Annotated in this window: 19 protein-coding genes; 12 read left to right on the top strand and 7 right to left on the bottom strand. The window is 36.3% G+C overall.

Features of this window, described 5'->3' with window-relative positions; genetic code table 11:
* Positions 1-69 precede the first annotated feature (69 nt).
* From NK356_RS05155 to NK356_RS05135, 5 genes are all read left to right on the top strand, one after another.
* Positions 70-738 carry a carbonic anhydrase gene (locus NK356_RS05155; RefSeq protein WP_034691481.1) on the top strand — a complete coding sequence of 223 codons (669 nt, stop codon included), beginning with the start codon at positions 70-72 and terminating at the stop codon, positions 736-738.
* A 21-nt stretch (positions 739-759) separates the two neighbouring features.
* Complete coding sequence (locus NK356_RS05150) at positions 760-1,059, top strand: hypothetical protein (RefSeq protein ID WP_034691482.1); 300 nt, start codon at positions 760-762, stop codon at positions 1,057-1,059.
* 147 nt (positions 1,060-1,206) lie between these two features.
* Positions 1,207-2,799 (top strand): SulP family inorganic anion transporter, encoded by a 1,593-nt coding sequence (locus NK356_RS05145; protein ID WP_034691485.1) that lies wholly within the window; start codon positions 1,207-1,209, stop codon positions 2,797-2,799.
* Between the two features lie 51 nt (positions 2,800-2,850).
* A complete protein-coding gene (locus tag NK356_RS05140; protein WP_034691487.1) occupies positions 2,851-3,486 on the top strand; it encodes a carbonic anhydrase in 636 nt (211 codons plus the stop codon).
* A gap of 423 nt (positions 3,487-3,909) precedes the next feature.
* Positions 3,910-4,512 carry a porin family protein gene (locus NK356_RS05135; protein ID WP_253316372.1) on the top strand — a complete coding sequence of 201 codons (603 nt, stop codon included), beginning with the start codon at positions 3,910-3,912 and terminating at the stop codon, positions 4,510-4,512.
* A 313-nt stretch (positions 4,513-4,825) separates the two neighbouring features.
* Here the strand turns inward: NK356_RS05135 and pth are convergent, their stop codons facing one another.
* From pth to mfd, 7 genes are all read right to left on the bottom strand, one after another.
* A complete protein-coding gene (gene pth, locus NK356_RS05130) occupies positions 4,826-5,389 on the bottom strand; it encodes an aminoacyl-tRNA hydrolase (protein WP_034691492.1) in 564 nt (187 codons plus the stop codon).
* 85 nt (positions 5,390-5,474) lie between these two features.
* The gene (locus NK356_RS05125) at positions 5,475-6,407 is read right to left on the bottom strand and encodes a hypothetical protein (RefSeq protein WP_034691494.1); all 933 of its coding nucleotides are present in this window, start codon (positions 6,405-6,407) and stop codon (positions 5,475-5,477) included.
* 99 nt (positions 6,408-6,506) lie between these two features.
* A complete protein-coding gene (locus tag NK356_RS05120; RefSeq protein WP_034691496.1) occupies positions 6,507-7,382 on the bottom strand; it encodes a hypothetical protein in 876 nt (291 codons plus the stop codon).
* Between the two features lie 152 nt (positions 7,383-7,534).
* A complete protein-coding gene (locus tag NK356_RS05115) occupies positions 7,535-8,272 on the bottom strand; it encodes a hypothetical protein (RefSeq protein WP_034691498.1) in 738 nt (245 codons plus the stop codon).
* 8 nt (positions 8,273-8,280) lie between these two features.
* Positions 8,281-9,108, bottom strand: a complete 828-nt coding sequence (locus tag NK356_RS05110; protein ID WP_034691499.1) for a hypothetical protein — start codon at positions 9,106-9,108, stop codon at positions 8,281-8,283.
* On the bottom strand, positions 9,108-9,929 hold the full coding sequence (locus NK356_RS05105) for a hypothetical protein (RefSeq protein ID WP_034691501.1): 822 nt from the start codon (positions 9,927-9,929) through the stop codon (positions 9,108-9,110). The genes NK356_RS05110 and NK356_RS05105 overlap by 1 nt, the downstream gene beginning before the upstream one ends.
* Before the next feature lie 372 nt (positions 9,930-10,301).
* Positions 10,302-13,670, bottom strand: a complete 3,369-nt coding sequence (gene mfd / locus NK356_RS05100; protein ID WP_253316371.1) for a transcription-repair coupling factor — start codon at positions 13,668-13,670, stop codon at positions 10,302-10,304.
* A 250-nt stretch (positions 13,671-13,920) separates the two neighbouring features.
* Between mfd and NK356_RS05095 the strand changes: the two genes are divergently transcribed.
* From NK356_RS05095 to NK356_RS05065, 7 genes are all read left to right on the top strand, one after another.
* Positions 13,921-14,316, top strand: a complete 396-nt coding sequence (locus NK356_RS05095) for a hypothetical protein (RefSeq protein WP_089692803.1) — start codon at positions 13,921-13,923, stop codon at positions 14,314-14,316.
* A 181-nt stretch (positions 14,317-14,497) separates the two neighbouring features.
* Positions 14,498-14,794 (top strand): hypothetical protein, encoded by a 297-nt coding sequence (locus NK356_RS05090; protein ID WP_034691510.1) that lies wholly within the window; start codon positions 14,498-14,500, stop codon positions 14,792-14,794.
* Positions 14,795-14,929: 135 nt separating this feature from the next.
* Complete coding sequence (locus NK356_RS05085) at positions 14,930-16,429, top strand: GH3 auxin-responsive promoter family protein (RefSeq protein ID WP_253316370.1); 1,500 nt, start codon at positions 14,930-14,932, stop codon at positions 16,427-16,429.
* Between the two features lie 69 nt (positions 16,430-16,498).
* Positions 16,499-16,861: a hypothetical protein gene (locus NK356_RS05080; RefSeq protein ID WP_034691515.1), complete on the top strand. Its 363-nt coding sequence runs from the start codon at positions 16,499-16,501 to the stop codon at positions 16,859-16,861.
* A 92-nt stretch (positions 16,862-16,953) separates the two neighbouring features.
* Entirely contained in the window at positions 16,954-18,189 is a 1,236-nt protein-coding gene (locus tag NK356_RS05075) for an MFS transporter (RefSeq protein WP_253316369.1), read from the top strand.
* Between the two features lie 303 nt (positions 18,190-18,492).
* Complete coding sequence (locus NK356_RS05070) at positions 18,493-19,098, top strand: lipopolysaccharide assembly protein LapB (protein ID WP_034691518.1); 606 nt, start codon at positions 18,493-18,495, stop codon at positions 19,096-19,098.
* A 148-nt stretch (positions 19,099-19,246) separates the two neighbouring features.
* Positions 19,247-21,319: a T9SS type B sorting domain-containing protein gene (locus tag NK356_RS05065; protein ID WP_034691519.1), complete on the top strand. Its 2,073-nt coding sequence runs from the start codon at positions 19,247-19,249 to the stop codon at positions 21,317-21,319.
* Positions 21,320-21,395 lie beyond the last annotated feature (76 nt).

Here is a 21,395-nt window from a genome sequence, read left to right as displayed (position 1 = left end):
ATTTAGTCTATTGATTTTGAAAATAATTTAAACGAAATAAATAATTATAAACTTTTAAAATTTAAAATTATGTCACAATCGTACGAGGTTATTTTCGAAAACAATAAAAAATGGGTAGAGTCCAAACTAGGTGAAGATCCCAATTTCTTCCATGAACTTGCTAAAACTCAGCATCCGGATTATCTTTATATAGGATGTTCAGATAGCAGAGCTACCGCAGAAGAGTTGATGGGAGCAAAACCTGGAGAGGTGTTTGTTTACAGAAACATTGCCAATGTGGTTAATACTTTAGATATGAGTTCCACAGCAGTTATTCAATACGCTGTAGAACATCTGAAAGTAAAACACATTATTGTTTGCGGACATTACAACTGTGGTGGTGTAAAAGCAGCAATGACTCCTCAGGATCTGGGATTATTGAATCCATGGTTGAGAACCATCCGTGATGTTTACAGATTACATCAGGCAGAACTGGATTCTATTCAGGACGAAAACAAGCGTTATGACAGACTTGTAGAACTTAATGTTCAGGAGCAGTGCATCAACGTAATTAAAATGGCCTGTGTACAGGAAAGATACATTTTAGAAGAGTATCCTATTGTTCATGGCTGGGTATTTGACCTTAGAACAGGTAAAATCATTGATCTGGAGATTGATTTTGAGAAAATCTTAAAAGATATCCAAAAGATCTATAATCTTACAGGTTCAGATTGGGTAATGAGCAGAAAGACTAAATAGTTTTTCTAAAAAGAAGGTAAAATGAAATTCTGGAGTATTATTGTATTAACGTTTTTTCTGAATTTTACAGCGCTGCCAAGCATAGCTGCAGTTGCGGGCTGGGATATTGCGAGAACGAATATAATAATCAATGAAGAAGAGCCTCATTCTCACCCATCCTCATTCATTGTTTACGAAAAGACGATTCCGAAACCTTTAGATGTATTCGATTATCTGAAGTTTTCCGAACCTGATGTTCAGGGCGTGTCTTTTGTTCTGATTGATGATACTTTTCATCTTTCCCCTTTACTTACTATATTTTCCCCTCCTCCGGAAGCGTAAACTCCTATAGTTAGATTTTTTTGATACCATTTCCATATCATTTTGTGATATCGGATACACATGTACTTTAAAAATTATTTTTTCTCAACTTTTTATAATTGACTTATTTAAAATAAATAAGCCGGTTATACTTTACAGCTTCACATTATGAAAAAGACATCATTAATAGGAGGAATCAAGGAAAATTTTCCTTCAGGACTCGTGGTATTTTTAGTAGCACTTCCGTTGTGTTTAGGAATTGCTTTAGCATCAGGTGCTCCACCATTATCCGGTATTATTTCCGGTATCGTGGGCGGCCTGGTAGTAGGAATCATCAGTAATTCAAATATTTCAGTTTCAGGGCCTGCTGCAGGTCTTACAGCTATCGTTTTAACAGCAATAACAGATCTAGGTGCATTTGAACTTTTCCTTTGCGCAGGGATTATTGCAGGACTTATTCAATTGGTTTTAGGGTTTGTAAGAGCCGGAAGTATTTCCAACTATTTCCCGAATAACGTCATTGAAGGAATGCTGGCTGCCATAGGAATCATTATTATTTTAAAACAGATTCCGCATGCATTAGGTTTCGACAAAGATTATGAAGGTCATGAATCTATTTTTGATAATGGCCTGAACTTCGGATATTTTAATGAATTATTTGGAGCCATCCATCCGGGTGCCATTGTTATTACTTTAACTTCTGTAGCAATCCTTATCGCATGGGACAAAATCCACGTACTGAAAAGGATGAAAATGCTTCCGGGAGCATTGGTTGCCGTAATTGTAAGTATTCTTTTAAATCAGCTCTTTAAGATGTCCGGAAGTTCTCTGGCTATCGAAACCCAGCATTTGGTTTCTTTACCGGTTCCACAGTCTTTTGATGATTTTAAAAATCTGATTACAACGCCTGACTTTAATGGTTTTACCAATCCAAAAGTATGGATCGTGGGAGCAACCATTGCGATTGTAGCATCTATTGAAACTTTACTCTGTATTGAGGCTTCAGACCGATTAGACAGACAAAGAAGAATTACAGATACCAATCTTGAGCTTAAAGCTCAGGGAATCGGAAACCTTATAAGTTCTTTTATTGGTGGTCTTCCTATGACTTCCGTTGTAGTAAGAAGTTCTGCGAATGCCAATGCGGGAGCTACCTCTAAAATGTCAACTATTATTCATGGTGTATTCTTGCTGATTTGCGTACTTTCTATTCCTGTTATTTTAAATTTAATTCCATTGGCGACATTAGCAGCGGTATTAATTTTAGTAGGATATAAATTAGCAAAGCCGGCAACATTCAAACATTTCTGGCATTTAGGAAAGTTCCAGTTTATTCCATTTGTGGCAACTGTTGTAGCAGTAGTAGCAACAGACCTGTTAAAAGGTGTAGGAATTGGTCTTATGATCTCCGTTTTCTACATTCTGCAGGGAAATATGAAAAGAGCCTATTATTTAAGCAGAGAAAGACTGGATGATGCTGATGGAATCAATATTAAACTGGCTGAAGAAGTATCATTTTTAAATAAGGCAGCCATCAAAAAAACACTTAAAAACATAAAACCCAACTCTACAGTCATTATTGATGCGAAGAGCACTTCCTACATTGCAACCGATGTACTGGAAATGATTCAGGATTTTGCCAATATCCGTGCAAAGGAACAGGATATCAATGTAGAGCTTATAGGCTTTAAAACTTCATACAGAGATTACGAAAGAAGTGAGGATTCCCATATTTTAGTTACTCACAAAAGAGCCATGTAATCCCAATAATTAATTAATTTTTTTAACTTTAAATTCGAAAACAATAAAAATATGAAAGCACATACATACGAAACACAGTCAACTATTACTCCTGAGAAAGCATTAGAATTCTTAAAAGAAGGAAACCAGAGATTTGTAAACAACCTTAAGGCAAACAGAGACCTTCTTGAACAAGTGAATGCAACACGTGAAGGACAATGGCCTTTTGCAGTAGTTTTAAGCTGTATAGACAGCCGTACTTCAGCTGAACTTATCTTTGATCAGGGATTAGGAGATGTTTTCAGTATCAGAATTGCCGGTAACTTTGTAAACCAGGACATTCTTGGATCTATGGAATTTGGCTGTAATGTTGCAGGTTCTAAGCTTATTGTAGTTTTAGGACACACGAAATGTGGGGCTTTAAAAGGAGGTCTTGACGCTGCACAAATTGAAGGACTGGGAATGGATAACCTGAACCACCTGATCAATCACTTCAACCCTATCATCAATGAGATCATTGAAGAAAATGAAGAGCGTTCATCAAAAAACAGCTCCCTTCTTGAAAGACTTAATCACCAAAACGTAAAAAGTGCGATTGAAGATATCCGTAAGCAAAGTTCAACACTTAAAAACCTTGAAGCCGAGGGTAAAATTAAAATCGTTGGAGCCAACTATGACGTTGAAACAGGTGCAGTAACCTGGTTATAAGAAGTAAAACTCTTTATATTTCAATTATAATTTACAGAAAATGCCATCGGAATCCGGTGGCATTTATGTTTTATTATATATCATCATAAAATAAGATAATTATAAACCTATCTTGTCAATAAACTGGCTTAAACAGCAATAAATTTCATTTCAAAGAGATTTGATTTTAATTATTGAAAAATAATTATAAATTCACATCCTCATAAACAGCTTGAACATAAAAACACATGATTTTCCCAGAAGCAAAAAAAGTTTACTTTTTTAACATTTCCGACACGAGCCCGGTAAGCAGTCCTGGATACAAAATTGTATCTGTAGCAACCGGTTTCCTTACCTAAGAAAAAATATTAAACATTAGCTTCACAAGGGTACTGTGAACAGCAATATGTGATTATAATACTATATATTTTTTAAAACACAATTATGAAAAAAAAATTATTAAGCTTATGCATCGTTTTAGGAACTATGGCATTTGCGCAATCTACAGACAAACCTAAATTTGGTATTAAAGCCGGAGGTAACCTTTCTGATATATCCGGAAGTGATACCCAATCTAAAGTAGGATTTTATGCCGGAGCATTTATTACTATCCCAATTTCTAATGCACTCAGTCTTCAGCCGGAGATAGTTTACAGCAAGCAGGGGGCAAAAATAAAAGGTGATTATGAAATGGCCACCTATACAATAAAGAATATGAGGCAAAACCTTAGTTATGTGAATGTTCCTGTAATGCTTCAATATAACGCCACTCCTGAATTCTATCTGGAAGCCGGTCCGGAGTTTGGATTTCTTGTCAATGCACAGGCGAAAGGGGATATTAATGGACAGACTTATAAAGGTAATAATAAAGAATCATTCAGAACCTTTAATTTTGGAGCCGGAATTGGGTTGGGATACAGGTTTACCCCGAATATAGGAGTCAATATCCGTTATATTGCCGGTTTTACTGACACCTTACAGTCTGGATTTGGAGAAGCTTCAAAAAATACCAATTTCCAAGTAGGTCTGAATTATAGTTTTAAGTAGCAGAAGAATATTTTTAAATAGCCTGAGTTCGGGTTAAGCAAACTAAGATTGAAGGCGGGAAGCCGGAAGAAAGAGGATGGAGGTTATTATTTTTAGTTATAAGTAAATACTCTTAAAAAAGAGAAGATAGCCATTGATGATGATCTTCACACCTTCCTTCTTCCTTCTCCCAGCTTCAAGATCATCTAAATCAGGAATTCTTATCCCGAAATCAGGTTAAATACATCAAATAAATGACTGCCTTATTGTAAGGCAGTCATTCAATTTTATAAACTCTATTGTAATTTCAGTTCTATTTTATCCCTTTCTGGAATTATTTCCCGTTAAAAGCAGACATTGTATTGTTCAATCCTGCAAATACGAATGAAAGACTAGCCTTAGCAGAAGTTTCAATTCTTTCTTGAAGCTTTTCAGATTCTTCTTCATTCCATGTTCCCAGAACATAATCAACCTGTCTTCCGGCAGAAAAATCCGCAGAGATTCCGAAGCGAAGTCTTGCATAGTTTTGAGTCTGCAATACTTCATTGATATTTTTAAGTCCGTTGTGTCCTGCATCAGACCCTTTTCCTTTCATTCTTAAAGTCCCGAAAGGTAAAGCCAGATCATCAGTAACAATCAATACATTTTCTAAAGGAATATTTTCTTTCTGCATCCAGTACTTCACTGCATTACCGGAAAGATTCATATAAGTATCCGGTTTAAGGACAAAAACTTTTCTGCCTTTGTGCTTTCCTTCTGCCAACCAGCCAAAATTAGAGGTATTGAATGATACGTCAAGAGTTTCCGCTATTTTCTCAGCTACTTTAAAGCCTATATTATGTCTTGTATTTTCATATTCCGAACCTTTATTACCAAGCCCGACAATTAAATATTTCATCAGAAATTTTTTGCAAAATTAAGGTATAAAAAATAAAAAACTCAATCTTAGGAAAGATTGAGTTTGAATATTGTTAAAAATTTTTCTATTGTGGTTTATAGATATAATTAACGCCATATCCTTTTGTCATGTAAGTCTGAGGATCGTAAACGTAATTGGTACTCTTCACAATCGGAGTTGGAATGGGTGGTGTAAGATCTGTTACCGACCATCTCTTAGGGTTGTTTGGAGATAAGATAAGACTTTCTTTGTCATTGATGATTGTAGATAATAATCTTGAAATTTTATATACATGTGGCAACAATGTGAATGGGCTTACCTGCTCATCATAAGCATAGTATTCGTAGCTATATTTTCCAGTAACAGGACCAAACGATCCACCGGTCATTGTTCCGTAGTTTCTTACTACTTTAGAGACATTGTCTCCTACATAAGTATAACCTGTTTTTGAATAATCTGTAAAATTAAGTGGAGCTCCTGGTACATCTGGTCCGTTTCTCATAATGATTGAATCCAGTTTTCCTGTAGCAGTACTGTATTTAACCTGATAAGCAGTTTTCTCTTTTTTCAGTAATGTCTGTGGTCCCACAGGCCCTCCAGGTATTACAGGCGGAGTTCTTCTGAAGGTCGAACGGTTTTCAGAAATAAGCTGCAGTTTGTTATTGTTTGCATAAGTGAATAATTGAGTGTATGATACACTGTCTTTATCCAGTTTTCCGTTTCCGTCTAGATCAAGGAAACCATTGAAATTAATCTGGCTGATTTTATCACCACTGTACATAATATCAGTGATAGAAGCACTGTCTGTGATTACTTTAGTCACAAGAAGTCCGCTGTACTGATATTCTGCGATAGTATCTTTATCTGTAATTTCTCTGTATAATGCTCTGGGGCCGCTTAAGCCTCCTGTATTGTTAAGATCCAATAATGGATTTCCATCCTCATCCAGCATGTCCTTGCAGGAATGTATTGAGGAAAAACCTGCGATTAGTAAAATAAAATAGAAAATTTGCTTCATTTCCTTGTAATTGATTATTTTTTTGACAAATATAATTTTTTTTTGCCTAAAAATTAGATTATTATTTATATTCTGGTAAGATTAATAACTCTATTTCTTCTATAAGTTTTTATAGGTAAAAGTTACATTCTGATTTTTTTCAACAACCACATACCCTTGATTATCATAAGAATAACTTTGAGAGGTATTAACAGGAGTAGCTGGTGATGGCAATTCTATAAACATAGAAGTAGGATTGTTCGGAGATATTTTATAGAATTGAACAGGGTCGATCAGACTTCGCGTGATGAAATACACTGATGGCAGTGTAGAATATGGGCTTTTCTGAGCATCATAGTTTTGAAAACTAAACTTGCTTATTACCGCAGTACTCATATTCGGGTTTCCGTTGATATCCAACAGACCTTTGGAGCGAACGACCTGAATCACATTTTCTCCATTATACACAAAAGAATAATCAATAAATTTGTTATAAGCACTGATTCCTCCTTCTTTTCTCTTCTCAAGAATTTTAGTAAGTCTGCTGTTAACCGGATCATAGGTAAATGTATAGTCGCTTACAACAGAAGCAGATGGAGTTGCCCCCGTAGCGGTAGAAGTAGCGTTATAAATCTTTTTACCTGTAGCATCAGGAACGATATTAAATTCATAAGTAAGGCTGGATGCCGCTGAACTTACATATTTAATTTTAGTGATATTTTTATCGGTATACGTTACGGTTCCTGTATAATAAGCAGTTCCGGCAAAAGATTCATCTTTAGAGACAGCAGTCTGCAGATTTCCGGTTACAGCGGTTGTAGTATAATCTTCCTGAGAAACATTATTCGAATTTACCTTCGTTAAAATCTTTTTAGGAGGAGTTCCGTCATCCGGATTTGGGATGGATTCTGTGGGATCTGAGGTAGTATTACATGCTGTCAGCAGCCCAAGAAAAGCAATACCGGCAAATATTTTAAAAAAATAGTTTTTTACCATATAGAATTTTTTTAGCTTGTCCAAATATAATTCAATTTTCGATAATACACTTTACTTTATCTGAACAAATTCACAAGAAATAGACTTAATAAACAAAAAAAATCTAAAAACATAACGTTTTTAGATTTCCTATTATTGTATTATGATGAAAATTAATAAGGTTGCAATATGGATGTTGTCAAAACAGACTGTGACATATCGCTGTTGAGGAAGGTCGTATCCACTGCTCTTCCTATTCCAAGAGTTGTTCCTGAAATAGCTCTTTTTATACAGGCAACTTTAACAGAATACTGATTCTTAGGAGTAAGATTAGTAAGAGTAGCATTAAGGTTAAAAATCTTATAAGCACCGCTGTCTCCCAATAACACATCCGTTCTCACTGCTCTAAGGGCATTATCAACAAAAACTCCACAGGCAAAACTTGCAGAATTTGTTCCTGTTTTCTGAATCGTCGTCTGAAATGAGAAAGTAGCTTTATTCGTACCATTGGTTACAGAGAATGTATCCACAGTTCCAGGAATTACCGTCCACCCTCCAGTCAGGGCTTCCCCATCAGTATAAGGGTTAGTTGCCCCGCTACTTCCAGAAAAACTTACTCCGGTTTTATCCGAAACGGTGTTGATGGAAAACACAGACATACTTCCCTGTCCGTCGGCAATTTTAATGGATTTCCAGTCATTGGCGTCTAAATCCGTATTATTGTGAAATATGTCACCTGCTTCTCCGGCAGACCCTTTTAATACATCAGTACCTCCTGTTCTTAATTCTTTTCTGATATTGAGATCTCCGTTTACATCCAGCATATTAGTCGGATTAGGAGTATTAATACCCACTTGGGCATTTGTTGCAACAGCTACTAAAAGTGATGTTACAAATAATATTTTTTTCATAATCCGTCTTAGTTTATAATCGTGTTAAATACTTCAGGAACTTCATATACGTCAACTTTAAGAGAAGACTGTGAAATAAAGCTATTGATATTGCTATACACATTAGTTCCTATAGTAAGGGTATTTCCTGCACCTGAAGCTCCATAAGAGCCTAATCTTGTACAGGCAACACTAACGGTATGATTACCCTGAGATAAATTATCTACAATCCCGATTTGAGTATGGGTAAGGAAAGGATATGAAGTGGTAATTGCCTTTAGATTTCTCTGTCTCAGGTTTACCAGTTTATTATCCACAAAAATACCACATGCATAATCTATGGAGTTATCTGTACTTCCTGCCGCCGTAAAATCTGCCTGTACAACCGTTTCAAACTGAAAATACGCCTTACTTTGAGTACTGTAAACGTTGATGGTTTGTGAAAGTCCGTTTATTATCTTAAAATTGGTAAGGGTACTATACTCTTTTCCTTTCGTAAAAGTTCCTCCTCTTGAAGCCATGCTTACCGAAGAGTTCTCTGAAGAAGAGAAAGTAATTCCTACTTTATCTGAAAAGGAATTATTGTATATAAGATAAAATTTATTAGGTTCATATTCAGGAATACGAAGTGACTTCCAGATCGGAGCAAAGCCTTCTCCCTGAGACACAAGAAGCTGATCATTGTTCCCTTGAAAGATTGAGTTATCAGCAGCGTTCTGGACAGCAATTTTCTTTCTGAAATTCGCATCTCCGTTTACATCAAGTTTTGCCTGTGGAGCGTCTGTTTTTATTCCTATTTGAGCTGTTGCCAAAAGACCTATGCTAAGAAGCAGCGTTGATAATAGTTTTTTCATCATTAGTTGTTTTTATAGCTCACGTATTCGATAACATCCATTTTCATTGTAGATTCCAATGTAAAAGCACTGGAAGCACCATTTGAAGAATCTACATTTCGTCCAATAGTAAATTGTGAAGTAGAGCTTGATGTATCAATCTTTCTGCATGCAATTTCAATATTGTGAACTCCCACAGGAACGTTCTGCTCCGTATAATTAAGAGTAAAGATATAATCCTGAAGACCCGCTTTTCCGCTGTTGTTATTGGAAGCAATTCTATCCGGACGTACAGCTACCAATGCTCCGTTTCTGAAAACACCGCAGGCAAATCTGACGCTCTGTATCGTGGTAGATGTAGATGCTTTCATTTCAATTCCTGTCTGGAACTGATAGGTAAGTCTGTTCTTTCCATTTTTGATGGTAAAAGTATTGTCGAGCCCGCCTATTTTTTTCCAATTACCTTTCGTGTTATCAGTAATGTTATCTCCCACGTTGTTCGTGTAGATACCATCACCAGCGATACCGTCCGTAAGTGAATTAATACCCGTTTGATCCGATGACAGATAAGAATTAATCAGCTTATACTGTCCCTCTTCCATAAAGGAAACATTCAAAGATTTCCACACAGGAGGCAAACCCTCACCCTGAGAAACCAAAACCTGGCCATTCAATCCGGCATCTCCAGCCTGAGTTGAACTACCGCCTACTCTAAGTTCTTTTCTTAAGGTGGTTTTTCCGTTCACATCAAGAACAGATTTGGGTTTTGCAGTACCTATTCCCACCTGTGCGTTAGCATAGAACGAAAAAAGTCCAGCCACGCAGCAATGTATAATTGTTTTCATAATTAAGGACTGCAAAGTTACACAACGAAGTCCAAAAAATTCCAGTTATACATCTATAAGCCTATAGAAATAAACATATTAGAGCATAGAATTAATAATACTAAAAAGTAGAATTATTACTACATAACTCTACTTTCCATGTATAAAAACAATAAGATAAGATCTCAAACCCTTACTGTACGGGACTTTGCGGGATTTCTTTTATCATTAAAAAGTGATTTTAACCCCTTAAAAAGCGCCTTAATTCTCTTCAACAGGAATATTACAAAAGAAAAACATGATAACAATCACAAAAAAAACGTATAAAAATTAATTTTTTTACACGTTTCTAATAATTTTTATGATATTATTTTCAGCAAATGGAAAATAAATTTAATCATGTTCAATAATTGCTTTCAACAACAGATTGACCTCATCTACATTTTTCACTCTTTCTTTCCTCATCATCAATTGATTACCTTCTTTTCCTGACTTCTCTTTAAGCTGGGCTTCAGCCGGATTTCGGGTCAGATAATTAATAATATGTCGGAATCTGTCTGTCTGATAAAACTTATCCTGAGGATTCCCCGGGAAGTATCCTAAAAACACTCCGTTTTTCATGACAATCTTTTCAAAACCGATATCAGAAGCAAGCCACTTCAAGGAAACACTCTTCAAAAGGTTGACAGCTTCTTTCGGCAATGCTCCGAAACGGTCAATCAGCTCCAGCTCAAACTGATGAAGGTCGGCTTCATTAGTAATTTCCGCAATTTTCTGATACAGCAACAGCCTTTCTTCTGTATTAGAAATATATGAATCCGGTAACATCAACTCTAAATCGGTATCAATATTGACATCCTTCACAGATTTGAAAAGTTTTTGTCTGTCTTCTTCATTTTCAAACAGGCTTTCAAAATCAGCATCGTCTTTTAATTCTTCTAAAGCTTCCTGCATTAGTTTCTGATACGTTTCAAACCCCATTTCATTGATAAACCCACTTTGTTCAGCACCCAAAAGATCACCGGCACCACGAATCTCCAGATCTTTCATCGCAATCTGGAAACCACTTCCCAGATCTGAAAACTGTTCAATAGCTTCCAAACGTTTTCTGGCATCCGAAGTCATCATATCATATGGCGGAGTAATCAGATAACAGAATGCTTTTCTGTTACTACGTCCTACCCTTCCTCTCATCTGATGCAGATCTGCCATTCCAAATCTTTGCGCATCATTGATGAAAATAGTATTGGCATTCGGAACATCTACCCCACTTTCTACGATGGTAGTGGACACAAGAACGTCATATTTCCCTTCCATAAAATCCAGAACATTCTTTTCAAGCTGCTTCCCTTCCATTTGCCCATGTCCTGTAATCACTCTTGCATCCGGAACCAGCCTCTGAATAAGTCCTGCAATATCTTTCAGGTTTTCAATTCTGTTATTGATAAAGTAAACCTGCCCGTCCCTCTGAAGCTCGTAAGAAACAGCATCACGAAGCGTTTCTTCATTGAATCCGATTAATTGAGTATCTACAGGCTGTCTGTTTGGTGGTGGTGTTTTGATAACGGATAAATCCCTTGCTGCCATTAACGAGAACTGTAAAGTCCTCGGAATAGGAGTTGCCGTAAGCGTCAGGGTATCCACATTATTTTTCAGAGTTTTCAGTTTATCTTTTACTGAAACCCCGAACTTATGTTCTTCATCAATAATTAATAAACCCAGATCTTTAAACTTCACCGAACTGCTTACCAATTGATGCGTTCCGATGATAATGTCTACTTTTCCGTTCTTTAAAGCCTCTAAAGTTTCCGATTTCTGCTTAGCTGTTCTGAATCTATTGACATAAGCAACGTTGACAGGAAAATCTTTAAGTCTTTCTTTAAAACTTCGGTAATGCTGAAAAGCAAGGATAGTAGTAGGAACCAATACCGCAACCTGCTTACCATCTGTTGCCGCTTTAAACGCTGCTCTGATCGCAACTTCCGTTTTACCGAAACCTACGTCACCACAAACAAGTCTGTCCATTACCGTATCCGCTTCCATATCTCTCTTTACATCTACGGTAGCTTTTTCCTGGTCCGGAGTATCTTCATAAATAAAGCTGGCCTCCAATTCGTTCTGCAGATAAGAATCCGGAGTATAAGCAAAACCTTTTGCCGTTTTCCTCTGGGCATATAATTGAATAAGGTCAAAAGCAATCTGTTTTACCTTCGCTTTTGTTTTCTGTTTTAAAGATTTCCAGGTTGGAGATCCAAGTTTACTCAGAACGATCTCTCTTCCATCCGGTCCGTTGTATTTCGATATTTTATGTAAAGAGTGAATACTTACATATAATAAGTCTCCATTTTTATAGGTCAGTTTGAAACATTCCTGAATCTTTCCGTCATTATTCACTTTCACCAATCCCATAAATTTCCCGATTCCATGATCAATGTGAGCAATATAATCTCCAATTTTCAGAGACATCAGGTCTTTCAGGGTAAGCTGCTCAGATTTTGCAAAAGTATTTTTCGCTTTATATCTCTGATAACGGTCAAAGATCTGATGATCCGTATAGACCAGCAGTTTGTGTCCATTATCTACAAATCCTTCATGAAGTTCAGATTTAAAACTTTTAAATGGAAGCTCGTGTTCAAGCTCTTCAAAGATAGATTCCAGTCTTTCTTTCTGTTTTTCTGTTGAAAAAGAAATCCAGGTATCAAATCCTCCATTCTGCTTTTCTTCAATATCTTCAATCAGTAGTTCAAAGTTTTTATGAAAAGAAGGCTGTGGAAGCTGTTCCATTTTAACTTCGGTTACTTCTTTTAACCCTTCAATGATTACTCCTCCAAAATCAACCGTTTTGAATTTTTTATAATCGAAGAGAAATTCCTGATCAGAAATAAAAAGTTCCTGCGGGGTTCTGTGGGCAATATCTTTACTTAATGTATCGTACTTTTCCAAAGACTTTTCGTAGAATGTTCTGATCTTCTGCATTCCCACCATTCCGTTTTTAGAAACTACAAAACTTTCTTTAGGCAATAGCTGCAAGAGAGAAACCCTTGTTCCCGTTACTGAAAAATTCATGTTGGAAACCAACTGGAAATCCTTTACTTTATCTACCGAAAGCTGTGTTTCGATATCAAAAGTTTTAATGCTTTCCACTTCATTCCCGAAGAAGGTAATCCTGTACGGCTTTTCATATGAATAGGAAAACACATCTACAATTCCTCCTCTCACTGAAAATTCTCCCGGTTCAGAAACGAAATCAGCCTGCTGGAAATGATAATGATTAAGCAGTTCGTCCACAAAATCAAAATCCAGCTGATCTCCCACTTTAATATGATGAGAAATTGCTTTGAAATCTTCTTTTTTCAAAACCTTTTCAGATAAAGCACCAGCATAAGCCACAATCACTTTCGGAGATCTTCCGGAATTGATTTTATTAAGAACCTCAGTTCTTAACACCAGATTGGCATTTTGAGTCTTTTCTACCTGATAAGGTTCAAGATGGGTTGCCGGAAAATATAGCACTTTATCCTTACCCAGAAGATCTTCCATCTCTGTATTGGCATACAATGCATCTTCCTTATCATCTACCAGATAAAGAATATTCTTCTTCTGAACCAAAAAGAGCTCAGCTACAAAAATAGAAACTGAAGATCCTGCACTTCCTTTTACAGCAATATGCTGACTGTTTTCTAACTGGGTAAAAATTTCTTTCCCAAACTCTTTCTGCATAAGGTCTGGAAGGAACTTTTCATTGATGGATTTTAACTGCATAAATAGTAATGGTATAAACGACAAAAGCGATTTCGGGAGTTTTCCGAAACCGTTTATTGCTATACAAAGGTACGGATATTTTTTTCTTTGTTTCAAAAACAGAGCAACTTTCAGATTTAAAATGAAGCACTTAGGCAATAAATCTTAATTTTTTACAATTTTATCTAATAACCTGTTAAAAAAATTCAAGTATTCGCCCATGGCATAGTGTTTGGGACTTCCTGCCTAACCAAACATTAAGAATAGTATTATGAAAAAAGCAATTAAAATCTTAGGAGTGATGATGCTGTTGGTATTTACCGCAGTATCTTTTTCGTCGTGCAGTAAAGATGACGACCCTGTAAACAATGAATTTTTTGCAGGAACCTATAAAGGAAGTGTTTCTTATAAAGATGGAGGCTCTACCAATATCAGCACAGATAACGGAAGTGTATTTGTAACGAAGATCGCCAGCGGCACCAAGTATAATTTCGCTTTCTCAAACAGCATTCCGGATCTTAACGGAATAGAGTTTAATCAGGAAGGAGATCATACGCTGGTGATGATTGGTTCTACAGCAACCTCTTATATCAGAATTGATAACAATGTTTTAAAAATTCTGTACGTCAAGGATGGCAAAACGTGGACAGCCAATTGTACGCGCTAGCCATGTCTATTTATATATTATTCAAGCCTGTCTTTATTTTTGAAGACAGGCTTTTTCATTGTAAATGAAGTGTTTTAATTTTTTTTTAAGCTGTAATAAACTTTAGTTAAGTTTGAAAATCTCAATTTTCTAGCCTGCTTTTTGTATATCTTTATTCAACAAAAAACAAACAATAATTCTTATGAAAAAATTCTTATCTGCAATGTCTTTGATCCTTGGATTAGGACTTGCCACTGCTCAGCAGACTGCTCCCGCTACAGGTGCTACGGCACACCCACCTGTAAAAGCAACTACAGCAAAAGCTGTTAAACCAGCTGAAGTAAAAGCTGCAAAACCGGCAATGGATGCAAAAGCGGCGAAGCCTGCACAACCGGCTGCTAAAATGAAAAAAGACGGCACTCCGGATAAGAGATATAAAGAAAACAAACACCTGAAAAAAGACGGTACTCCCGATAAAAGGTACAAAGCAAACAAATAAGCATAACATTAACATATAGTTGTTATTTTCATAATCAAATTTCGAAAAGCCGGTGGAACTTGTTCCATCGGTTTTTTTATGTGAAGCTTCGTAAAAAATGATTCCAGATTCTCTACTTATTTATAAATTTGACCCATGTTAAACTTCTTCAAGAAAAATGCAGCGCTGATCTGGGCAAAGAAACATGTTCAAAAAGCGGAGGATTTCAAAAAAAATGCTGAGAAAAACCAGGAGGACTTACTACTTTCTCTAGTGAACACAGCTCAAAAAACTCTTTTTGGGCGGGAACATGATTTTGAAAACATTCATTCTGTAAAAGAATTTCAGGACAGAGTTCCTGTAGCCGACTATGAAGATCTGAAACCTTATATTGAAAGAGTAAAAAAAGGTCAGGCTAATATTTTATGGACAGAAACTCCTGAATATTTTGCCAAAACTTCGGGAACAACTTCCGGATCTAAATATATTCCGATTTCCAAGGAAGGAATGCCTTTTCAGATAGCCGGAGCTCAAAGTGCTTTATTTCATTATATCAGTAAAAAGAATAACGCTGATTTTGTGAATGGAAAAATGATTTTCCTTCAGGGCAGTCCGGAACTGGAAGAAGTATTTGGGATAAAAACAGGAAGACTTTCCGGTATTGTAGCCCATCATATTCCTAATTATCTTCAGAAAAACCGTCTGCCAAGTTGGGAAACCAATATTATGGAAGACTGGGAAACCAAAGTAGATAAAATCATTGAAGAAACGGAACATGAAAACATGACACTGATCTCAGGAATTCCGCCATGGCTGATCATGTATTTTGAGAAGTTGACAGAAAAACATGGTAAAAAGATCAAACAGCTTTTCCCCAATCTGCAGCTTATTGTAACCGGAGGAGTCAACTATGAACCCTATCGTGATAAAATGGAAGAGTTATTGGGAGGTAAAGTAGACATTGTTCAGACTTTCCCTGCTTCTGAAGGTTTTTTTGCTTTTCAGGATGATTACACCAAAGAAGGACTACTGCTATTGACCAATCATGGAATTTTCTACGAATTCATTCCTTTGGAAGAATATGGTAAGCCTGGCGCAAGGAGATTAACATTAAAAGAAATCGAACTTCATAAAGATTATGCATTAATTCTTACGACTAATTCCGGGTTATGGGCCTATTCTATCGGAGATGTTGTAAGATTCATCAGTAAAGATCCGTACAGGGTTTTGGTAAGCGGGAGAACCAAACATTTCACCTCCGCTTTTGGAGAACATGTGATAGCATTCGAGGTAGAAGAAGCTTTGAAAGCGACTCTTGAAAAATATCCTGCGCAGATTACGGAATTCCATCTGGCACCACAGGTAAATCCCGCAGAAGGGCTTCCTTACCACGAATGGCTGATTGAATTTGAAAAAGAGCCTGAGCATTTAGAAGCATTCAGAGATGAACTGGATCAACAGCTTCGGGCAAGAAATACATATTACGATGATTTGATTTCAGGAAATATTTTACAGAAATTACAGATTACGAGGCTTAAAAAAAATGCTTTTCATGAATATACCAAGTCCCAGGGAAAATTAGGCGGTCAAAACAAGACTCCGAGATTGGCTAACGACAGAAAGATTGCAAATCTGTTAGAAATTTACAAACTTTAATCATTTTTTTTCAATTCCAAAAACGTATATTCGAAAAAAATTATAAATTTGAAAAACTAAAAGAAAATAATGAAAGCATCTGTACTGTTGAAATCGTCTTTACTAACATCTTTATTTGTTATTACATCTTGTGCTACTACAAAATACAGCGAAGATATTTCAAAAAACAACTACTCTAATCTTGAAGCCGGAAAAGTATATAAAGTAACTATGAGAGACGGCTCTCCGAAGCAGACCATCTTATTCAGAAACGTCGTTGGTGAAAATCTTGTAGGTACAGCCGGTAAAAAAGACAGTACAGAAGTAATTATTCCTAAATCCAATGTAGCCGCTGTAAAAGACAGAAGAAAGGCAAGAATTGCCGCAGGAGCTACGATCATTGGAGCAGCAGGTGTTGCAGCCATCGTATTGAGTTCATCAAGAGCTGACTAAAATAGATTTTATCTTTTGAGATATATTTAATATATCTTTCAAAAATTGTCATATGGATAGCCCTAAATAAATTTTTAGGGCTATTTTTGTTCATGATTTCCTTTACCCCGTTACAAACATTACAAAATGTTGAGTTCAGAAATCTTCTCACCGGGAGATTTTTTATTGTTTTAGCTTTCAGAATGCTTGCCACTTTACTTGGATGGTGGGTGTATCAATTAACAAAAGATCCTTTTTCAATAGGTCTTATCGGACTTTCAGAAGTGATTCCTGCGGTAAGCTGTGCGCTGTATGCAGGACATGTTATTGATATGAATGAAAAGAAGAGACTGCTTCTCATCTGCAATTATGCTTATATTTTCCTGATCGGGCTTCTGCTGATCCCAGCCTTCCTGGATGTAGAAATGCACTTTACAGGCCATCAGATTACTTATTATATTTATGGAGTTATCTTTTTTACGGGAATAGCAAGGGCATTTATCGGTCCTATTGTTCCTTCCATGATTCCTAAAATTGTAAAGAAGGAAAATCTTCCGAATGCCGTGACTCTAAACCAGGCTACTTTTCTGATCTCTTCTGTTTGCGGACATGCTATTGGTGGTGTTCTTATTGGATTTATCGGTGTAAAATGGACTCTGGTTGCTATTTTAGCACTCATATTTGTTGCTTCATTATTTTTCTGGCAACTTCAAAAACAGTATTCGGAATACAAAAAGGAAACAGTAAATGTAGTAGAAAGCATGCGCGAAGGAATTTCTTATATTTTTAAAACCAAGGAGATTCTGGGAGCTTTATGTCTTGATATGTTTGCAGTACTTTTTGGCGGAGCAGTTGCTATGATCCCTGTATTTGCTACAGACATCCTGAATTCAGGAGCTGAAGGTTTCGGCTTACTGAATGCAGCTTCGGATATCGGTTCTATGTGTATTATTACTATTTTATCTATTGTTCCTCTTCGCAAAAATCAGGGAAAAATACTTCTTGTAGTGGTTACCGGATTCGGGCTATGCATTATTGGATTCGGGCTCTCAAAATTATACTGGCTATCTTTTATGTTCCTGGTGATGAGCGGAATGCTGGATGGAATTTCCGTGGTTATCCGAGGAACCATTGTACAGTTAAAAACACCGGATCACATCAGAGGACGTGTTCTAAGTGTGAATTCAATTTTCATCATGTCCAGCAATGAAATGGGACAATTCGAAAGTGGACTTATGGCCAAACTACTGGGAGTTGTACGCTCTGTGGTATTTGGTGGCTGCATGACTGTTTTAGTGGCCCTTGTTGTAGGAAGCACCAATCCTAAACTGAGAAAGATGCAATATTAACTAATTGTTTATCAGCCTATTTAAAATCTGATACAAAAAAAATCAGAATTCGAAATACTTAAAATCAGAATAGAACGTTTTCTATTCTGATTTTTGTTTTATAGCTGTTTTTTAAAAATTTATAAAAGAATTAAACCTTAAATATTCATCAAAAGCACCAATATCTTTACGATCTCTACATAATCTAACCAAAATAAGAAAATACAATATTTAAAACCAATACGTTACTTTCATTAAATATATCTCAAAATCTTTAATTTAACGTTAATAATTTTTTATATTTGCTTCATAAAATATCCCCCTATGACTAAACTTTTACTAATTTTGAGCTTTCTCGTGACAGGTTCTCTGATGAATGCTCAATTTTTTTCAGACCAAACCTTACAACAATCTGTTTTGCAGCTCAATGAAGCTAAAACAGAAAACGACTATGATACACTTTTCTCTAAGTTTTCAGAGGCTAAAACTTCAGAAAAATGGAAAGCCAATTATTATGCAGCTGCAACATTGTATCTTAAAACCAATTTCCTTTTAAAGAACAGTCCGAACAACCCTCTTGGAGAGCCTAATGAGACTGCAAGAAAACTGGCTATGCAGGTACTTGCTTCCGAAAAGAACAACGGAGAAGTAAACCTTCTGCTTGCTCTTATTCATTTTCAGAAAATCAGAATAAAAACAGCTACAGATCCACAAAAAGAATTAAAGACAGTTACCAGCTACATGAATAAAGCTGAAACCACTTTAAAAAGCAGCCCAAGATTATCCTTCTTAAAAGCTGAAATGGCAGAAAAACAAGGAAATAAGACTGAAGCTATAAAATTATATCAAAAAGCAGCCAAAGAATTTGAAACATCAGACCCTTCATCCAGTTCACCTATCTGGGGAAAACAGCTGATCGGAACAAATTAACAGCAAAAAAATGTATGATCTCCCGAATAGATTGGGATGATCAATTTTTTTTTTGATAGGAAAGACTTAGAAATTCATTTGTATCAGATAAAGAATAGCATTTTTTAGTAATTAAACACTTTTACTATTTGTTTTAAAATTAATTCTCATGAAAAAAACATTACTTGTTTTATTAATCATATTTTCACATATTTTATTTGCACAATCAGATTGTGGCACTGCAATGGCAGTCTGCGGTAACTCTGACATTTCATATACACCAGGCGGGCACGGAGACATTGCAGAAGACCTGGGTGGATGTTTAACTTCTGACGAAAAGTACTCCGTATGGTATTCTTTTACCATAGCTACAGGAGGAACTCTTACTTTCGAAATTATCCCTAACGACCAGGGAGATGATTATGACTTTGGAGTATATGGACCTAACAAGTCTTGCGGAAACCTGGGAGCTCCCATCCGTTGTTCTTATTCCGGACAAAGTGGAAACACAGGTCTTAATATGACCGCTACTGACCTTAGTGAGGATGCAACAGGAGACAAATGGGTAAAATACATGGATGTATTGCCTGGTCAGACTTACTATATCATTGTAAACAACCACAGAGAAACAGCTAACGGATTCAAATTATCATGGGGTGGAACAGCTACTCTATCATCTCCATTTACAGATCCGAATATACAACCTCACCCATTTATCCCACCGGGAATTCCAGGAGCTAATCCTGCTGACCCAAGAGAAGTAGTAATCTGTTCAAATCCGGCGACTTTTGATTTCGCATCATTATCCGCAGGTATTCTTAATGGTAACCCTAACTTCAACATTAGCTACCACACAAGTCAGAACGATGCTTTAACAGGTAACAACCCTCTTGTTGGCCCTCAAACAGTTACCCCTGTTGGTGTTTATTTCTACAGTATCAACTATACTGACCCGACTAACCCCAACAGCCCTATTAATAAATGTAGACAGACTGGTAAATTTAAATTTAAAGATGGAACGATCACCGCTACCGATGTAACGCTGACAAGTTGTAATAATAACAATGCAGGTACGGCAATGTATGATCTTACCACTGCAGCAGTTTTTGCTGATCCAACGGCAACTAAAAAATATTATTACACGTTATATGATCTGAACAACTCAATCAATGAGATCACCAATATCTATCAGTTTGTTTCTGCTGAAGGTAAAATATATGTAAAAGTAACTTCTGTATTTGGATGTAGTGATATTGCAGAAATCACCCTTAAGTTCTATCCGCAAATCATTGCAAAAGATGCAGAATTAAGATCATGCTTTATTGAAGCCAATCCTTCTACAGCATTATTCAACTTAGATAACGCTGCTGTAATTACACCACAGGCAGGGATCACGAAAAAATATTTCCCTTCATTGACAGATGCAATAGATGAAACCAACCAAATTTTAAATGCTAATTATATTGCACCAAGCGGCTTAGTATACGTAAGAGTATCTGACACCAGAGGATGTTATGTAGTGGTAAAAATTGGTTTAACAGTAATTGCTCCAGTAACATCTAGTGTATTGAAAGATAAAATTATCTGTATAGAAGACACTACCACTTTAGATGCAGGACCTGGATTCAAAAGCTATGAATGGAGTACAGGAGCGACAACACAGTCTATCAAAGACGTAGGAGTAGGCGTTTACTGGGTAAAATTAAAAACAGGTGAATGCGTTGCCACTCAAAAGGTAACCGTTTATCCTTCTGAGCAACCAGTTGTAACAAATATTGATATTAACAATACTACTTTGACAATCAACGTTATTGGAGGAACACCGGATTATCAGTATTCTATGGATAAGATTCTATGGCAGCCTTCTAATGTATTCTCCAATGTAGCAAGAGGAACTTACAAAGTATATGTAAAAGATGCTTATGACTGCGAACCAATTGAAGTTGCAGTAGTGGTTCCTAACCTTATCAATATGATTACTCCAAACGGAGATGGTGTGAATGATGTAGTGGATTATTCTGCTATGGCTGATAAACAGAATCTTATTTTGAGTATCTTTGACAGATATGGAACAAAAATCCATCAGGGAGACAAATCCAATGGTTACAAATGGGATGGTAGAATTGGTGGCAAGAACATTCCAACAGGTACCTACTGGTATTCTGTAACATGGAATGAGAACGACAAGAAGAACACTCCTTTCAAGTTTTCAGGTTGGATTGTTGTAAAAAACAGAGAATAAAAACACCACAATATAAAAAGCCGCTTTGGCGGCTTTTTCTTTTACAAATAATGATAAAAATTTATTGATTTCAAGT

The organism is Chryseobacterium sp. S0630 (genome assembly GCF_024158915.1).
Classification (GTDB): Bacteria; Bacteroidota; Bacteroidia; order Flavobacteriales; family Weeksellaceae; genus Chryseobacterium.
This window is presented reverse-complemented; position numbering and strand designations above follow the sequence as displayed.

Excerpts from the sequence above, each read along its gene's own strand:
- NK356_RS05155 (WP_034691481.1), top strand. The coding sequence starts at position 70 with ATGTCACAATCGTACGAGGTTATTTTCGAAAACAATAAAAAATGGGTA.
- NK356_RS05150 (WP_034691482.1), top strand. The coding sequence starts at position 760 with ATGAAATTCTGGAGTATTATTGTATTAACGTTTTTTCTGAATTTTACA.
- NK356_RS05145 (WP_034691485.1), top strand. The coding sequence starts at position 1,207 with ATGAAAAAGACATCATTAATAGGAGGAATCAAGGAAAATTTTCCTTCA.
- NK356_RS05140 (WP_034691487.1), top strand. The coding sequence starts at position 2,851 with ATGAAAGCACATACATACGAAACACAGTCAACTATTACTCCTGAGAAA.
- NK356_RS05135 (WP_253316372.1), top strand. The coding sequence starts at position 3,910 with ATGAAAAAAAAATTATTAAGCTTATGCATCGTTTTAGGAACTATGGCA.
- pth (WP_034691492.1), bottom strand. The coding sequence starts at position 5,389 with ATGAAATATTTAATTGTCGGGCTTGGTAATAAAGGTTCGGAATATGAA.
- NK356_RS05125 (WP_034691494.1), bottom strand. The coding sequence starts at position 6,407 with ATGAAGCAAATTTTCTATTTTATTTTACTAATCGCAGGTTTTTCCTCA.
- NK356_RS05120 (WP_034691496.1), bottom strand. The coding sequence starts at position 7,382 with ATGGTAAAAAACTATTTTTTTAAAATATTTGCCGGTATTGCTTTTCTT.
- NK356_RS05115 (WP_034691498.1), bottom strand. The coding sequence starts at position 8,272 with ATGAAAAAAATATTATTTGTAACATCACTTTTAGTAGCTGTTGCAACA.
- NK356_RS05110 (WP_034691499.1), bottom strand. The coding sequence starts at position 9,108 with ATGATGAAAAAACTATTATCAACGCTGCTTCTTAGCATAGGTCTTTTG.
- NK356_RS05105 (WP_034691501.1), bottom strand. The coding sequence starts at position 9,929 with ATGAAAACAATTATACATTGCTGCGTGGCTGGACTTTTTTCGTTCTAT.
- mfd (WP_253316371.1), bottom strand. The coding sequence starts at position 13,670 with ATGCAGTTAAAATCCATCAATGAAAAGTTCCTTCCAGACCTTATGCAG.
- NK356_RS05095 (WP_089692803.1), top strand. The coding sequence starts at position 13,921 with ATGAAAAAAGCAATTAAAATCTTAGGAGTGATGATGCTGTTGGTATTT.
- NK356_RS05090 (WP_034691510.1), top strand. The coding sequence starts at position 14,498 with ATGAAAAAATTCTTATCTGCAATGTCTTTGATCCTTGGATTAGGACTT.
- NK356_RS05085 (WP_253316370.1), top strand. The coding sequence starts at position 14,930 with ATGTTAAACTTCTTCAAGAAAAATGCAGCGCTGATCTGGGCAAAGAAA.
- NK356_RS05080 (WP_034691515.1), top strand. The coding sequence starts at position 16,499 with ATGAAAGCATCTGTACTGTTGAAATCGTCTTTACTAACATCTTTATTT.
- NK356_RS05075 (WP_253316369.1), top strand. The coding sequence starts at position 16,954 with ATGATTTCCTTTACCCCGTTACAAACATTACAAAATGTTGAGTTCAGA.
- NK356_RS05070 (WP_034691518.1), top strand. The coding sequence starts at position 18,493 with ATGACTAAACTTTTACTAATTTTGAGCTTTCTCGTGACAGGTTCTCTG.
- NK356_RS05065 (WP_034691519.1), top strand. The coding sequence starts at position 19,247 with ATGAAAAAAACATTACTTGTTTTATTAATCATATTTTCACATATTTTA.